This is a genomic window from Bacteroides sp. AM16-24 (assembly GCF_003471885.1).
GTDB lineage: Bacteria > Bacteroidota > Bacteroidia > Bacteroidales > Bacteroidaceae > Bacteroides.
In genome coordinates this window covers 59725-77019 of record NZ_QRKI01000006.1, presented here as the reverse complement: position 1 = coordinate 77019, position 17295 = coordinate 59725, and the positions used below count along the sequence as shown (strand labels likewise).

Sequence of the window (17295 nt, the reverse complement as noted above, 5' to 3'; positions counted from 1 at the left end):
AATACATCATATAAAATTTTAGTTGTGTTAGAGAGATAATGGGCAGGCAGGAGTAATCCGGTCTGCCCTATCTTTTTTAGGGATCTACTCCATACCCGAACCATAGCAAAACCGTACTTGCTCCGTACATTCTCCACTCAGAGGTACTTCTACAAGGAGAAAGTACGGGATTGGTACGGAACAAGTGCAGCCCAGGTAGGTATTTGATTAGTAAAATTTGGGGGCAGGAGGATTTTCTCCTTTATAGTCTTTATTCGTATAAACACGTATCCAGTCGATATACATGGCAGGCATCGCGTCTTTCTTCCATTCGGAAGGTATGATGGCGCCGGGCCAGGCATTCGGATTGGTAGAGATACCTGTACTGAAAATCAGGAAAAAGCCCTGCGGATCACTCCAAGGCCAGTCGGTATTGCCATCAGCCCCTTTGTTATGTTCAAAATAGGCTTGTCCGTTGACACCTCCTACAATACGGTCGGGATACCATTCCAACCAATAGATATTCCACTGGGACATATCAGCAAGATCAATAGTGGAAGTGACACTGCCCGAACCACCTACCACACCGGCATAATGATTCTCGGAATGCAGCGTGAAGTGGGCACGGTCATTCAGCGTCTTCTTCGGATTTTCCAAAAGGTCGATTTCACCGTTCTTCGGCCAGGGACGGTTATTGTTGCCCATAAACCAAAGGGCATCATTAAAGCCTACATAGGGAGTACGTTTGAAGCGGATTTCAATGCGCATATTCTCGGTGAAATTGCACCAAAACTCCTTACTTCCCGGTAAAGAAGTACGGTAGCAACCGTGAGAATACTTCACTTTCTTACCGAAACGGTTGTCTATCGAGTCTTTCTCTTCCACACTCCAGATGCGCAAAACTCCATCCTCTACCTTTGAGCATTTCCGGTTATCGACCTTTGCCGTACGGGACATGTGCATGCCTCGATGTTCTATGAAACCAAGCGGCAAGCCTTTTTTTGTATCTTTATTATTAAACTCATGAGCTGTATAGAAATGCCAGTTCTTGATTTTGGGGTGCATGTCCCCTTCCTTCAAAAGCAACGCATCCCCCGGATTATCATAGACCAGCGTTTCATCATCTTTGGGCAATTTTCGCTCCACTTGTCCGCTGTCGGGATAAGAAACAAACTTGCCGGTTCTTTTCAGGACAGGCATAGTGGCATGTTGTTCTCTCAAATAATCGCTCAATGCTTTCGCCAGTTCTTTCGTTTTATCCGGATAATGGGCAGATACATCCTGCTTTTCAGAAATGTCATCCGCCAGGTTATAGAGGCAGTTCTTACCGGACTCATAATAATGAATCAGTTTCCAGTCTCCTTTCAGTATGGCACTTTGCGGGGCACCGATGGTCTGTACTCTCTCGCCCCAGTTATTTGGATAATGAAAAAACAAGGCGCGTTCCTTATCACCGGGCTGTCCTTTTATTTGCGCCATGAAACTTTGCCCGTCAACATGCTGCGGCGTTTGATAATCGCGCACTCCGGCAAGTTCCAGCAGGGTGGGAAAGAAGTCTTCGATGATGACCGGGGTGTCATTGACAGTCGACGGTTTCGTTATATTCGGATAATAGACAATCATCGGTTCGCGGATACCTCCTTCTTTCAGAGAACCTTTTCCTTCGCTCAACGGAGCGTTCTTGTCTGCACGCCCTATGGTATAACCGCCATTATCGGACATAAAAATGATTACTGTATTATCTGCAATGCCTTTCCGGTCTACATAGTCCATCAAATCTCCCAGACTCTTATCCATTCCCTCCAGCAAAGCGGCGTACTGCGCTTCCTTGTGGGCGAGGCCTTTATCAATATACTTCTGGTAGAAACGTTTGTCCGTCTTGAAGGGGGCATGTACGGCATAATGGCTCATGTACAGGAAAAAAGGGTTGGATTGTTCAATGGCTTTGTCCATAAGTCCCTTTGCTTCCAATGTCAGGGCCTCGGTAAGGAAAGTATCCGTTCCATGATACTTCTCCAGATCCGGTACAGCCCATATCGCCGCCCACTCCGGTTGGCCGGTTGCACCGTATCCTTCTTCTCCCAGATAGCTGCCCATAGCACCGGCGGCATGACCGGCAATGTTGTAATCGAAGCCGATTGTCAGAGGATTGGCAGCAGGCGTATCTATCGAACCGAAGTGTGCTTTGCCTACCATCATCGTCGTATATCCTTTTTCACGCAGCAGTTGCGGCAGGCATTTTGCATAGAAAGAATGTTCCATACCGGGTTCAGGGCACAGACCATTGTAGTTCCAAGCCTCAAAATCCAGCGTTTCATTCTTCCGGTCGGTCGGTGTGTCTTTCTTCAAAGTCCAGTTCGTAACCTTGTGCTGCGCGGCATTTGCGCCGGTGAACAGGCTGACACGCGAAGGGGAACTGATAGGGCATGCATAAGCGTTCGTAAACCTGACGCCTTTCTTTGCCAGACGCTCCATGTTGGGCGTCTCATAAATATGATTCAGTTCGGTAGTGTCTTTCCAGAACGGCAGGGAGGTGTCCTGCCATCCCATATCATCAACCAGAAAAAGAATGATATTAGGCTTTTGTTGGGCTGCGACATTACCGGAAAGCAATGCCGCAGCAGCTATAGAAACAAGGGGATATTTCATCATAAGCAATAATTCAAAAGTAGTTTTATAAATGATAATCCAGTACTTGCTATCTTGTCAGAATACCTACTTCACCGACGGTTACGGCGTTTTTATTATTCATCTCCGATATAGGTTCCAGCTTGAAGTAACGGGCGGGATACGTCTTTCCAAACCGTACAAAGTAAGGTATGGGATTGTGCATGATGTTGCTGAACTCACCGCTTGCCTCACATTTAGTCCACGATTGGCCGTCGAGGCTGATGTAGAAAGCATACTTATAGATAGTCCCCGTTAAATCTTCTTCCAAAGAGGGAGCGTAACTGAAACCTTTCACACTCACTTCATGCCCCATATCGACTACCAACGGTGTAAGAGCAGAGGCACGCCAGACAGTTTTCCGGTCTCCGTCGATAGCCAGACGGGAATCCGCATTGCCACCGACCACCTTCCATTCAGTTACAGGGATGTCACTAAGCTGCACTTCCTCACTTTTATCAGCAAGAGGTTCGGCATAGAACAGACCTACGGCAGAAACGTTAGCTATGCCACGGGCGGAGCGAATCGTAACACGGATACGCTCCGGACGAGTGTCGGAGAAGCGGACAAGACGCTTGTACCCTACTGTAGTACCCTCGGAGAGGTGAATCCAGGCACCGTCTTTATAGGCTTCGACAAGGAAACTTTCGATACGTTGCCCCTTGGAAATATCTTCCTGAATCATAAAAGCATTGACCAGCGCACCTTTCTGCACATCATATTCGCGGGCTGTGCCGGAGGTTCCTTGCCAGGCTTCGTCTCCTTTCAGCACATAATTGCGGGCAAAGGTCTTCTTCAAATAACCGGAAAACTCTTTCAACCGTTGCACATCGCTCTCATGAATCCGCCCACGAAGGTCGGGCGGGATGTTGAGCAGAAGAACGGAGTTATAGCCAACGGATTTGAAATAGATATCCACCAGATGGCTCAAAGACTTCACCTGATTGTCCTGGTCGGCATGATAGAACCAGCCCGGACGGATAGAAACATCCACTTCGGAAGGATACCAGAAAAGTTCGGTGGCACGAGCCACGATGTCGCGTCCGCCCAAGTCCTTTGCCTTGCCGTAGATGCCCAACGCCTTGTTCTGTTCGCCGGAACGGGGGTAGATGCCGGGAGTGAGGGCGGTGGCGCTCCACTCAGTTTCACGGCCGATACCTTTTTCATTGCCTACCCAACGGACATCATCGCCCATAATGGCGGTGACGGCTTTGGGTTGCAGGCGGCGGATGGTGCGCAGGATGGCGTCCCAGTCGTAGATTTGCTTCTTGCCATTGGGGCCTTCACCGTTGGCACCATCAAACCAGACTTCGTGAACTTCACCGTAATTGGTAAGCAATTCGGTGAGTTGTTCGATGAAGAAGCGGTTGTAGGCGGGGGAATCGCCATAACAAGAGGCATTGCGATCCCAGGGGGAAAGATAGACACCGAACTTGATGCCATATTTCTTGCAGGCATCACGCAGTTCGCGAACGACATCGCCTTTGCCGTCCTTCCAAGGGGAGGAGGCTACGGAGTGGCGGGTGGTCTTTGTGGGCCAGAGGCAGAAGCCGTCGTGATGCTTGGCGGTGATGAGGGCCATCTTGAAACCGGCGTCCTTGAGGGTACGCACCCATTGTTCGCAATCCAGGGCCGTGGGGTTGAAGATATTCGGGTCTTCGGTTCCATCGCCCCACTCACGACCGGTGAAAGTATTCACACCAAAGTGCAGGAAAGCAGTCAGCTCCATCGCCTGCCACTCCAGTTGCTGGGGAGTGGGAACGAGACGGGAGGCCATGTCGAGCTTCTCGGCGGCGGTGGCGGTGGCGGGGAAAGCAACGTGCTTTTCATAATAAGTCTCCTGCGCGTGCAATCCGGTGAGGGAGGCGAGGGAGAGGATGAGGGTTAGGATCTGTTGTTTCATGGTCTATGTATATAATAAGAATGAGAGAGTATCAAGCTCCCCTTACTTCAATGGGCGGATTGTGAACCGGAACTTGTATTCCTGCACAGGCACCCGGTATTGCGGCTGTACGCCGGGACCGCAAGTTGCCGTACCCACACCTGCCTGCGCAGCATCCAGATGCACGGTCACAACTCCTTCGCGTCGCAACTGATTGACATGCGTCGCCGCATCCAGACATTCATCCGTGAAAGGAATGACACTGAACTGGAACGGAACGTCGGAACGGAAAGCCAACCCCTCGCCCGCTTCATCAGCAAGTTGCATCCAACGGACATCCGTACGATTTCCCGTAGCCTGCGGACGGACATAATAGTGGAACATGCGCTCTACATCGGTATGATAAATGCCGATGCGGCCGGACGTGTTGCGGTCGATGTAGGTTTCGTGCTCGCCACGTCCCAGATAAGCGACCCGGCTATAAGCATCAGGCATCTCAAAAGTAAGTCCAACACGTGCCAATGAAGCGACAACAGCCGTATCGGGAACGAAATATGTCTGCACATCCAGCGCTCCGTCTTTCTTCAGGGTGTAGATGAAGGTGGCGGTGCCGAGGCGCTCGTTACGGGCGTTCAGCAGTTCCACTTCGCTGCGGCCGCCACGGGCGGAGGTCTTGACGCTGAGGGCACGCTGGGCGAGTTTATCCAGTCCGGCTTTCTTCCAGACCTTGGCACCACCCACTTTTTCACGATTGTCATTATCCGTGGCAGGGCGGTAGAGGCTCAACATCACGGGAGAAGCCAGCATTTCTTCACCTTTATATATATAGGAGCGTAACGCTCCCGTCACGGGGTCGATGTCCATCTCCACTTTGCCGGAGAGTTTCGCCTCAGGAGCACGGTAGTTCCGGTTTCCGGCGAGGGGGAACTGGTCGTAGGCCACTTCATAATCCGTACCAATGAACGGAGCAGCCTCAACAGGTGTCCAGCGCAGATTGAGCCAAGCCTCGCGGACGTCAGCAGGCAGGCGCACGGCACCCAATGTCACTTCCACCGTAGCATGCGGGGCGGCATCTACCTGACGTGTGCCGTCGGCAATCACCCGGCCATCGTCGCCCACCACCTGCCAGTGCAGGGTGTAGGCGTTGAGGTTGGTGAAGTCGTACCAGTTCTTGATGCTGAGGGTGAGACTCTTGTTATCAAGCATGGAAGCTTTGATATATTGATAAGCCTTCTTCACTTCAAGCAGATGTGGATGTGGTTCACGAACAGCATTCACCAAGCCATTGCAGCAGAAGTTACCGAAGCTGGGGATGTTTTTGGGGCCGTAGTCGCCGCCGTAAGTCCAGTACCAGCGCCCATCGGCATCTATTTCACGGAACGACTGGTCTACCCAGTCCCAAATGCAACCGCCCTGCACAATGGGTTCCGTTTCGAAGACTTCCATGTATTCGCGCAGTCCGCCACAGCTATTGCCCATAGCGTGCAGATATTCGGTCATGATGAAGGGACGGTAGACTTTCGGTTCTGTCTGGCGGGCATAAGCAAGAAGTTCGTCCACGCTGCGGTACATGCGGCAGTAGATGTCGGTGTTGTAGTTCTGCTCGGCGCGCTCGTACTGGATGGGGCGGGTGCGCTCGATGGACTTCATGTAGTCGTAGGTGCGTTCGAAGTTGACGCCGTTGCCCGCTTCGTTGCCGAGGGACCAGATGACGATGGCGGGGTGGTTCTTGCTGCGCTCGTACATGCGCCGGGTGCGGTCCATGTGGGCGGGCAACCAGGTGGTGTCTTTGGCGAGGGAAGCGGGGCCGTAGCCCATGCCGTGCGATTCGATGTTGGCTTCATCTATCACATAAAGTCCGTAGCGGTCGCAAAGCTGATACCAATACGGGTGGGTGGGATAATGCGAATTGCGCACAGTGTTCAGGTTATGTTGTTTCATCAGGCGGATATCTTCTTCCATGAGTTCACGGCTGACGGTGCGCCCCAGTTGGGAGTGTTCGTGACGGTTGGCACCTTTCACCAACACGGGCACGCCGTTGATGCAGAAGCGTCCGTCCTTGATTTCGGAAGTGCGGAAGCCGACGTTGCCCCCTGTCAGGTGTGTCACTTGTCCGGCGTCATTCTTCAGGGCCAGTGTCAGCGAGTAAAGGTTGGGATGTTCCGCGCTCCAACGTTTCACGTCCGGAAGAGTCTGTTCGTCAAAAGTAACAAAATTACTCAAGCCACGGCTCTTTACCGGGATTTCTTTTTTCAGGATTGTTTTTCCGGAAGGGTCTTCCAGCGTATACTCCAAAGTGGAGGCGCCGGTTGCCGCCCCTTCAACAGTGGCTTCAAGAGCGAAAAGCCCTTCTTTGTACGTCTGTTTATCCAGGGAAGAAGTCACTTTATAATCGGAGATGAAGCGGCGGGGGGTGCTGTAGAGGTAGACATCGCGCTCAATGCCACTCAAACGCCACATGTCCTGACACTCCAGATAGGCACCGGCGCTCCAGCGATACACTTCGAGCGCGACGGTGTTCTCGCCTTCTTTGACATAGTCGGTGATATCCCATTCGGCAGGAGTCTTGGAACCTTGGTTGTAACCCAACTGATGGCCGTTCACCCAGATGTAATAAAAAGAAATCACGCCTTCGCAGCAAATCACGATGCGGCGGTCGCGCCAGTCGGCGGGCAGGGTGAAGGTGCGGCGGTAGGAGCCTACTTCATTCTCTTCGTAAGGAACCAGCGGCGGGTTCTTGCGGAAGTTGAACAGGGGGTCGTCAAATTCGTAGGTTTCGTTCACGTAAATGGCGGTGCCGTATCCCTGACGTTCCCAGTTGCCGGGGACGTTGATGTCCGCCCAGCCGCCGGTGTAGAAAGAAGGTTTATAGAAATCCTTCGGTCGGAGGTCGGGGTTCTTCACCCAATGGAATTTCCATGTACCGTTCAGGCTCATATAGTAAGGTGACTGTTCGTAGTTGCCGCTGCGCAGGGCATCCGCCGTTTCGTAGGGCCACACGTAGGCGTGCGGCTCCAGCTTGTTCTTTCCGATGGCGTACTGGCTCTGCCACTCCGGCTGCGCCGCGAGGGCGGCGGGAAGGAGGCAGAGGGCTATCAAACTCAAAAATAGGTTCTTTTTCATATCCGTCTTGCTGTTAGTAAGGTGATTTGTTGAGGATGGAGCGCTTCCGGGGGGACAAAAAGTTCACATCCGTTAAGGATTGAGCTCATTTGGTGCCGACAAACCAGTTGGCGGGGACCGCGAGAGCTCCCGGCGCGTCGTCGTCACTCCACGATGACTTCATCGAAATAGATGCGGGCTTCCTGCCCCGGGCGCACGTGGGTGAAAGGACATAGGCCTGCCCCGTATGCCACGACGCGGATGTAGCGTGCCTTCTCTCCTATCTCAAACGGAATATCCTCGCGGAAAGTACCTTCGCGGAAGATTTCCTCCTTCGTAAACGACTTCCCGGAGACCTTGCGGAAGTCTTTATTATCCGCCGAAACCAGCACTTCTATCCTTGCGGGTTTATGCGCCGCCATGCCGTAGTTGGTGATGGAACCCAGCGTGAGCCGCGCCACCGCTTCAGGCTTCTTCAAATCAAGAGTGAAGGAAACGGTATCGTTCTTCATCCACGAGCACCATTCGGAGTCGGTATATTTCAGACTTCCACGCACACCATTCACCAGCAGGCCGATGTTGTCGGCACCGATGCTCTTTATTGCCCGGGCCGTTGCCGGATTCCATACAACAGGCAGTTCCAGCGTTTGTCCCATCTGCTTGCCTGCGGAGAAAGTGGCGGCCTTTATAGTTTTCGTACCCGTGAGCATCAATGGCCGAACGTAGAGGGCGGACTGTGCCGTGGGCTGACTGCCATCCATCGTGTAGCGCACCTCCACATCCGGGCGGATGCAATCCAACTTCACTTCCAGACGGCCGTCACGGGGTGTCACCGTCTGCTGGATGTTGTACATGGAACGGGCGTAGACGATGCCCTTCGCCGCCAGATGTTCGTTGAAGCCATCCATAGCCGCCAGATACGCCTTCCAGTCCTTGCGTTCCGGCCGCGTCCAGGCCACCTCCGCCAGTGCGGACAGGCGGGGGAAAAGCAGATAGTCCACATCCTCGGGAGCATTGCAGAACTCCGTCCACATGCACGCCTGCACCCCCATCAACAGGGAAGCGGTATGCTGCGACCAGTCTTTTTGTATCGGTTCGTAGTCGTATACATCCTTCAAAGTATTATTTCCGAAATACGTCAACGGCTCAAACCATTGCGGGCCCTGATAGCGGATGAGATACATAATCCGGGCGGGCGTCATGATGAAACGATGTCCCAGTTCGGCAGCTTTCACCGCCGCCTCGCCATACTTCTGCCAACCCAGAATGATGAAGTCCTTGGGGATAGTAGCGTTCGTCAGCTCATCCCAGCCTATCACCTCACGGCCTTTGCCCTGCACATAGCGCGCCACGCGGCCCATGAAGTAGCCTTGCAGTTCTTCTTCATTCGCCAATTTCTCCTCCTTCATCCGCGCCTGGCACAACGGGCACACTTCCCAATGCGTCTTGCGAGCCTCATCTCCACCCAAATGGATATACTTCGACGGGAAAAGTTTGAGCACCTCGTCCAGCACATCTTGCAGGAAAGTGAATACACTGTCGTTTCCGGCACAGTAGATGACGTCGGCGTTCTCGCCGCCCAAACCGGGCAACACGCCGATATACTTGTTCACCACCGGGCACGCCAGCAACGGATAAGCAGCCAGTGCGGCGTTGCTGTGCGCCGGCATTTCAATCTCGGGAATCACCTCAATGTGGCGTTCCCCGGCATAGGCCACTATCTCACGAATCTCTTCCTGCGTATAGTATCCTTTTTCTACCGTAGGCTCGCCCTGGCGGGGATTACGGCGGTCGGGAAAGCTCTTGCCCGGACGGTCTACACGGCGGGAACCTATCTCCGTAAGTTCGGGATATTTCTTGATTTCAATGCGCCAGCCGTTGTCATCTGTCAGATGGAAATGCAGTTTATTCAGTTTCAGCATAGCCATGCAGTCGATGATACGCAGCAGGTTCTCCTTGGGGGAGAAGAACCGTGCCACGTCCACCAACAATCCCCGATAGCCGAAACGGGGCTGGTCGGTGATGGTGACTGCCGGAACTGCCCAGTCGATGTCGGCCGAGGTTGAAGGGGAAGCAGACGCCGATGCCCCCTCAATGGCGGCGGGCAGCAATTGTCGGATGCTTTGCAGGGCATAGAAGAACCCCACCGCATCGGCGGCATGGATTGTGATTCTTTTGGGTGTAATCTCCAGTTTATAGGATTCATTCTTCAAACCGGCATCCGTCACCAGACAGATGTCACCTTTCTTGCTTCCCACCTTGATGCGGGGGGTAAATCCTGCCGCACGGGTGAAAAGTGCCGTCAGCTGACGCACTTCCACAGCCTGCGCTTCATTCTCCACTGCAAAGGTTGTTTTTGCAGAGAAGCGGAAGTTGCCCGTGCCCGGCACTATACTGACCGGGCAGGGAACTAAAGAAATGGGGGATGTCAAGTTATCAGCCTGGATACCGGTCACTGCCAGAAGCAGCAGGCACACCAGTGCATAAATAGTTCTATATCTCATAAGGTCTTTTCATTTGGGTATGCGAATCAGTTGATGCGCCTAAGTCAGGATTGCAACGACAACGGATGAAATGATTTGCGGGCTATCCGTCATTCGCTTCATTCCTTCCTGTTACGAACTCAATCACCGATTCGCTATTAGCTATTAAAAATCATTCTTTGTCTCTCTCTGGCGAAAAGCGCACCGGGTCGTTGTACTCCTCCTGCAAAGCGGCCAGTTGCGCTTTCAGGTCTTTCACAATCTCCTCCGTCCCCGCTTGCCCGTAGATGTTGCGCATCTCCGTAGGGTCGGCCTGCAGGTCGTACAGTTCCCACACATCGATATCATTATAGAAATGAATCAGCTTGTAGCGGTCGGTGCGCACCCCGTAATGGCGTTTCACGCTATGCTCGGCCGGATACTCGTAGAAGTGATAGTACAACGCCTTCCGCCAGTCGGCCGGTTTCTCGCCTTTCAGCAGCGGCACCAGCGAGAGGCCCTGAATATCTTCCGGCACTTCCACTCCGGCAAGTTGCAGGAAGGTAGGCGCATAGTCAATGTTCTGCACCATCTCGTCAATATCCCCCTTGCGCTGGAAGTCTTTCGGCAGACGCATAATCAGCGGCGTGCGCATGGACTCTTCGTACATGAAGCGCTTGTCGAACCAGCCATGCTCGCCCATATAGAAGCCCTGGTCGGAGGTGTAAACCACGAGCGTATTATCATCCAGACCTTTTTCTTTCAGATAATCCAGCACACGGCCCACATTGTCGTCCAGCGACTTCACCGTCTTCATATAGTCGCGCATGTAGCGTTGGAACTTCCAGTTGGCAAGCTCCTTGCCTTGCAGGTTCTTCTGATAGAAATCCTCGATGATGGGTCCGTAGAATTTATCCCATGCGGCACGCTGTCCTTCGTCCATGCGACCGATGTACTTCTCGTAAAGAGCCTTCAAGCGGGTCTCTTTGTCCGGGCGCAGCATCTTGAGGTCGTAAATCATATCCATATCCTTCACGATGCTCATTTCCTGTGCCGCAGCGGCGGGACGCCCTTCATAATCGTCAAAGAAGTTGTCCGGCAACGGGAAAGTCTTATCCTCATAAAGCGCCAAATTGCAGGTATCCGCCAGCCAGTTGCGGTGGATGGCCTTGTGATGAATCAGGATACAGAACGGTTTGTCCTTGTCCCGCTGGTTCTCCATCCAGTTGATGGCGTCATCGGTGATGAGGTTCGTCACATACCCGTGCTTCTGTATCGTATCATTATCCTGGGTGATGAAGTCCGGGTTATAATAATCGCCCTGTCCGGGCACAATCTCCCAATAATTGAAGCCGGTAGGCAGGCTTTCGAGGTGCCATTTGCCGATGAGGGCCGTTTCATAACCGGCTTGTTGCAAGAGTTTAGGAAAGGTCTGCTGCGAAGCGTCGAACACGCAAGTGGTGTTGTCGTAGAACTTGTTGGCGCAACTGTGCTTACCGGTAATCATGCAGGCACGGCTGGGTCCGCTTAGCGAGTTGGCAACAAAACTGTTGGTGAAGCGTACTCCATCGGCAGCAATGCGATCCAGGTTCGGTGTTTCCATATAACGGTGGTCATAGCAGCTCATCATCTGCGCTGTGTGGTCATCCGTCATGATGTATACGATGTTATACTGCTTCTGCTCTTCAGCCTTCTTTTGGGCGGAGCAGGAAGCCAAGGATGCCACGGCGGCGGCACCGGTCAAGGAATAGAGTAATCCTGATTGCAAGTTTTTCATGGTCGGAAATCTTTAGTAGTTTAATTACCCAAAAGTACGCGTAATGGATAAGAGCAATGTTCAAGAATATCTTTATCATATCCAAAATTCACCATTTCGGGCATACCTAAAGCAACAAAAAGACAAAATTAAAAACAGCAAAGACAAAACCAGAAGCAGAACAGACAAGATGCGCTGTCTGCTTCCGGAATGTTAGGTTATGTCAGCCTATTGAAAAAAGGATTTCAAATTGCATCTTCGCCATCGCTTAATAGCCGAAGTTATTGTCACTATTGGAAAGCCCCGGGTTCGCGTCGATTTCACTGGTAGGAATCGGCAACAGCAGGTTCTTTCTCAGGAAATCATCCGACAGGTTACCACCGTTCAGCAAACGATCGCAGAAGTTGTTCGTGCTGGCAGCGTAATTCTGCTCTCCCTTTATGGTCAATTCGTGCGTAGTGTTCAGTTCCAGGAACTTCTTGAAATATTCCGTACCACGGATACGTACCATATCATAAATATTAGGTTCACCGCAAAGTTCAATAATACGTTCAAAATACAACTTCTCCGTAACCTGTTCTTTAGTAAGGGATGACGGCCAGTCTGTCGGCTGTGCCGAAACCACGGCTCCGGACTTGCGTGCACGGGCAAGCACTTCATTAGCTAAACTGATAGCTTTCGGAGTATCCCCCAGTTCGTTATAAACATCGGCCATCAACAGCAACATCTCGGCATAACGGTATACCATCAAGTTCTTGTGAGCCATTGTACCAGTTTGTCCCTGGTCGTACAACTTACCGAAGTATGGCCACTTCTCACCATTACCCACCTTCACAAAATCCTCTACTGCCTTAGTCACCGTCGAATTATACGGAGATTCCCCGTGTGTAGCCTCATAGTTTTCAAGAACACTGATACTCGGATTCTTCGGATTAGGAAAGTCTGCATAAGGTAACTTAGCCGTTATTTCCAGTTTCACGTCCTTTGAGCCAGGCACTATCACATCCGTAAACTTAATTTTCCAGTAAGGATACGTGCATACAGAGTCGTTGGCACAAAGTTCAGTACCTACCTGCGGTTTCGGATTAGCCTGATTGTTACCATTGCGTGCTCTCCACTTAGTCAGGAAGTTAACATCAATACGGGGATCTCCCGGATAAGTACCTTCGTGCATGTCATAAGCGAACTTAGCCACACGATATGTACTCCAGTTGATACCACTGGTAGAAGCCTGTGGAGCAAAACGGTTACTGCCACGGTTGTAGCAGCCGTTTGCATTTCCTGTCGAATAATTCATCTGGAAAATGGATTCTTTGGAGTTTGAAACATATTCACCGAACAGGTTCGCAAACTTGGGTTCCAACTCATAAACATGACTTGCATATACTGCATCAAACATATCCTTGGCATTCTGCCAGTTGGCTGCGGCGTCTATACCTAAAGCAGCCATCTTATAATATACCTTACCCAAGAAAGCCTTTACAGTCCAGGAATTGGCGCGTCCTACCGACGATGTTTCAGAGATAGAAAGAGCGTCCTTCAAGTCTTGGACGATTTGTGCCAACACCTCTTCACGAGGTGAACGGGCAATAGAAATACCTTCGGATGAAGAAGCAACCGTCTTTAAAGGTACATCGCCAAATACGGAAACTAAATTATAGTAAGCTAATGCTCTCAAGAATTTGGCTTCGCCACCCTTCTGTACTTTAACACCTTCACTCAAACCACTCTTATCAATACTTTCCAGAAAAGCATTGATTTCGGCTATCACCTTGTACATACCTCCCCAGGCAGAAGAAACCAGACTATTGGCAGCCAGTGTATTCAGCGAGTTCAGGTCTTCAGGGCGCTGTGCCCAGGCAAGCCCTGAAGCCACGATGGGCACTTCTTGCCACATCTGCCCGTAAGCATTGCCGGATGACATATAACCGTAGCATCCCAACAGAGCCAATTCGGCATTATCCTCGGTCTGAAAGACAATATTGCTATTCTGAGAGTATAAAGGATCCTCATCAAGTAAAGCGTCGCAGGCAGAAAAGCTGCACAGTGCAACCAAAGACAGTATATAATATTTATATCTTTTCATATTCTTCATGTTTTTAATATTAGAAAGTCAAGTTTAAGCCGAATATAAATGAACGCGGAGTAGGATAAGAACTCATATCCACACCCGGGCGGAGTCCGTCGAAAGCGAAACTATTCACTTCAGGGTCATAACCGCTATAGTCAGTAATGATGAATGCATTTTTGACAGAAGCATAAACAGAAGCATTCTGGAAGCCAATCTTCTTCATCCATACCTTCGGCAATACATAGTTCAAGGTGATATCGGAACAACGCAAATAACTGCCATCTTCCACATAGCGATCCATTACGTAGTTCTGCACTACGAATGTAGAACTCGGATACAAATTGGAGTGATTGCTTTCAGTCCACATATTCTGAAAAGCTTTCCGCGTCAGGTTGTTGGATTTGGTTCCCGGAGTGTTGATGTAACGGTTGTTGGTATTCAGAATATCCCTACCCTGCACACCGGTAAACGCAGCCGACAGACTGAGGTTCTTCCAAGAAATACTTGTAGAAAAACCGTATGTAAAATCAGGATTCGGATCACCGATAATGTCACGGTCGTTCACATTTACATCACCGTCACCATCATTATCTACAAACTTGATATCACCGGCTACCGGAGTAACCTTATTGAATGTCTGGTAATAGCCAACCGTACCATCTTTTTTGATATATTTCACGCCCTGATCTGTGATGTCTTCCGGCTGTACGATGCCTTGTGTCACATATCCGAAGAACAGTCCCGGTGCCTTACCTTCCAAAAAGATGTGCCCCACACCAAAGTGATCGCCTATCGAGTTACCATAATATCCGATATTCTCTCCCAGGAAACCGAAGTCGGACGGCAAAAGTCCTAATTCGGAAATCTTACTCTTATTGAAACCGATATTACCACTCAAACTCCACTTCCAGTCTTTCTTATCCACAATCTGTGCGTTCAAGGAAAGTTCAACGCCCGTATTCTTCATTGATCCCTGATTGTAATAAGTAGATCCAAAGCCTGCTGATCCCGGCAAGGTTCTTGAAATCAACAAATCAGTAGTTTTCTTCTGATATACATCAAGAGTACCACTCAGACGAGAGTTAAATAAACCGAAGTCCACACCACCATTCCATGAAGCCGTCTTTTCCCATTTCAAACTGTTGTTTGACAAGTTGGTTACCGTAAAGGCAGTCTGAGCATTGCCCGAGCCATCAGCATAATAAAGGTTGGAGTTAGAACCATACATAGAGAAAGTGGAATACGGGTCGATACTTTGGTTACCCGTAACACCATAGCTTACGCGAATCTTCAACTGACTCAACCAAGAAATATTCTTCATAAATTCTTCCTGTTCCATACGCCATGCCAGTGATGCAGAAGGAAAATATCCCCAACGGCTGCCCTTGGCAAATTTACTGGAACCGTCGGCACGGAGAGAAGCAGTAATCAGATATTTATCGAAAATAGAGAGATTGGCACGTCCCAGATAAGAAACCAGCTGATAGTCTTTCTGGATAGGCTGGGCATTATTTACATTACCTGCCATGTGAAGCCCATTCTCACGCATTTCAAAGAAAGTGAAGTTATTACCGGTAGTGTTCTTATTCAGGAAATTGTAATCTTCGTAGGTAACGCCGACCGTAGCATCCAAAGTGGCAAAGGATTTGAGCTTCGTACTGTAATTCAAGATATTTTCAACGGAAACATTGTTTTTATTCAAATCAGACAATGCAAGTAAACCTTGATTGTTCATACCCTGATAAAGTTGCAAACCATACCAGCGCTTACGCTCATTGATATTCAAATTGCCACCGGTACGGAGATTATAACGGAAGAACTTGTTAATCTTCCAGGTCAGGTCCAAACTGGCTTTGAAAGTTTTGTCAGCCGTTACATCCACATAGTCATTCAACCAACTGAAAACTGTTGTCTTATTCTCATTATTGAAACTCGGGTCACCTTCCGGCATTTCAAACGGAGCATAATCCAGTGCTGTACGTGAGATAGCACCGGTAGAACCGCCCAATGTGTTACCTCCTGCCATCATATCGTTCTGACGAAGTGCCCCACTCAAAGACAAGTCTATCTTCACCGCTTTTGATACCTCAGCACTCAAATTGGCACGTAAGTCACCCTGCTTCAGAGAGGTCTGCTTTACCGTACCGTTGATATCCTTGAAATTGGCAGATATATAATAAGTAATCTTATCCGAACCACCATTCAGAGACAAGGAATAGTTTTGTGAAAAGGCCGAGGTATAGATTTCCTTCTGCCAGTTGCGGTAATTTACAACATTATAAGTTTCAGGATTATTAGGATCATACTTGTCGTAAGAACCATTGAATACATATCTCACCTCATTGCCCACAATATGAAATGGCACTGCATCATCCTGGATCCTGCTGTTTGCATAATTGGCATATTCTTCCAGATTGATCATATTCATCAGGTTCGTAGTATTGGCAATGGTAAACGTAGCTGAAGCATTAACTTTAGCTTTACCGGATTTTCCTTTCTTGGTAGTAATCAAAATAACACCATTGGCACCACGTGAACCGTAAATAGCAGTTGAAGAAGCATCCTTCAGAATGGTAATATCTTCAATATCGGCAGGATTCAAAGACGATAACGGGTCCTGATTAATCTGAAAGTCACCGCTGATACCGGAAGAGGAGAACTCACCGGTGGAGGCCTGCGGCACATTATCTATCACATACAGAGGCTGGTTGTCTCCACGAAGTGAACTGGCACCACGGATAGTAACCGAAGAAGCAGAACCGACAGCCGAAGAAGTTGAGTTAACTACCAGACCTGCCACTTTACCCGATAATAAGTTATCGAGAGAATTAGCCTTAGCCGCATCATTCGGGTCGGGACGTAAACTGGTCAGCGCACCTGTTACGTCACCTTTACGCGCCGAACCGTAACCTACCACAACTACCTCGTCCAACAACTGCGTGTCGTCCTTCATTGTCACATTAATCACCGTCTTGTTACCTACCGCAATCTCTTGCTTCTCATAACCGATGAAAGAAAAAACCAATACTGATTTAGAGTTAGGGACATCTATCTTATAATTACCGTCAATATCGGTAATCGTCCCAAGTGATCCTCCTTTTACAGACACATTGACACCGGGTACACCTTCATTGGTGTTGTCAATCACTTTACCTGTTACTTTGACGGGTTGCTGTGCATAAGCGGCAGCAGTAGTTGTCAAGCAGAGCAGACATGTTAGAAAAACATTAAATAACTTCTGTCTCATAGAATTAAATTTAAATTAGTAAAGACTATTGTTAACATTGATTTCGATGCAAATGTAAAGCGAAACAGAAGGAGCACCGGTACAATAATCACTATTACTAAATCCAAATTTGACCATCCACAGACCTTC

Annotated in this window: 7 protein-coding genes; all 7 read right to left on the bottom strand. The window is 49.7% G+C overall.

Features of this window, described 5'->3' with window-relative positions; all coding sequences use genetic code 11:
- Nucleotides 1–207: 207 nt before the first annotated feature.
- Complete coding sequence (locus tag DW182_RS09140; protein ID WP_370449800.1) at nt 208–2631, bottom strand: sulfatase-like hydrolase/transferase; 2424 nt, start codon at nt 2629–2631, stop codon at nt 208–210.
- 46 nt (nt 2632–2677) lie between these two features.
- Nucleotides 2678–4549, bottom strand: a complete 1872-nt coding sequence (locus DW182_RS09135) for an alpha-L-fucosidase (protein WP_118295310.1) — start codon at nt 4547–4549, stop codon at nt 2678–2680.
- Nucleotides 4550–4591: 42 nt separating this feature from the next.
- A complete protein-coding gene (locus DW182_RS09130) occupies nt 4592–7651 on the bottom strand; it encodes a glycoside hydrolase family 2 TIM barrel-domain containing protein (RefSeq protein WP_118295309.1) in 3060 nt (1019 codons plus the stop codon).
- Nucleotides 7652–7794: 143 nt separating this feature from the next.
- Nucleotides 7795–10134 (bottom strand): glycoside hydrolase family 20 protein, encoded by a 2340-nt coding sequence (locus DW182_RS09125; protein ID WP_118295308.1) that lies wholly within the window; start codon nt 10132–10134, stop codon nt 7795–7797.
- A gap of 151 nt (nt 10135–10285) precedes the next feature.
- Complete coding sequence (locus DW182_RS09120) at nt 10286–11869, bottom strand: sulfatase (RefSeq protein WP_118295307.1); 1584 nt, start codon at nt 11867–11869, stop codon at nt 10286–10288.
- Nucleotides 11870–12116: 247 nt separating this feature from the next.
- On the bottom strand, nt 12117–13934 hold the full coding sequence (locus DW182_RS09115) for a RagB/SusD family nutrient uptake outer membrane protein (RefSeq protein ID WP_118295384.1): 1818 nt from the start codon (nt 13932–13934) through the stop codon (nt 12117–12119).
- 19 nt (nt 13935–13953) lie between these two features.
- A complete protein-coding gene (locus DW182_RS09110) occupies nt 13954–17166 on the bottom strand; it encodes a TonB-dependent receptor (protein ID WP_118295306.1) in 3213 nt (1070 codons plus the stop codon).
- Nucleotides 17167–17295: the final 129 nt, after the last annotated feature.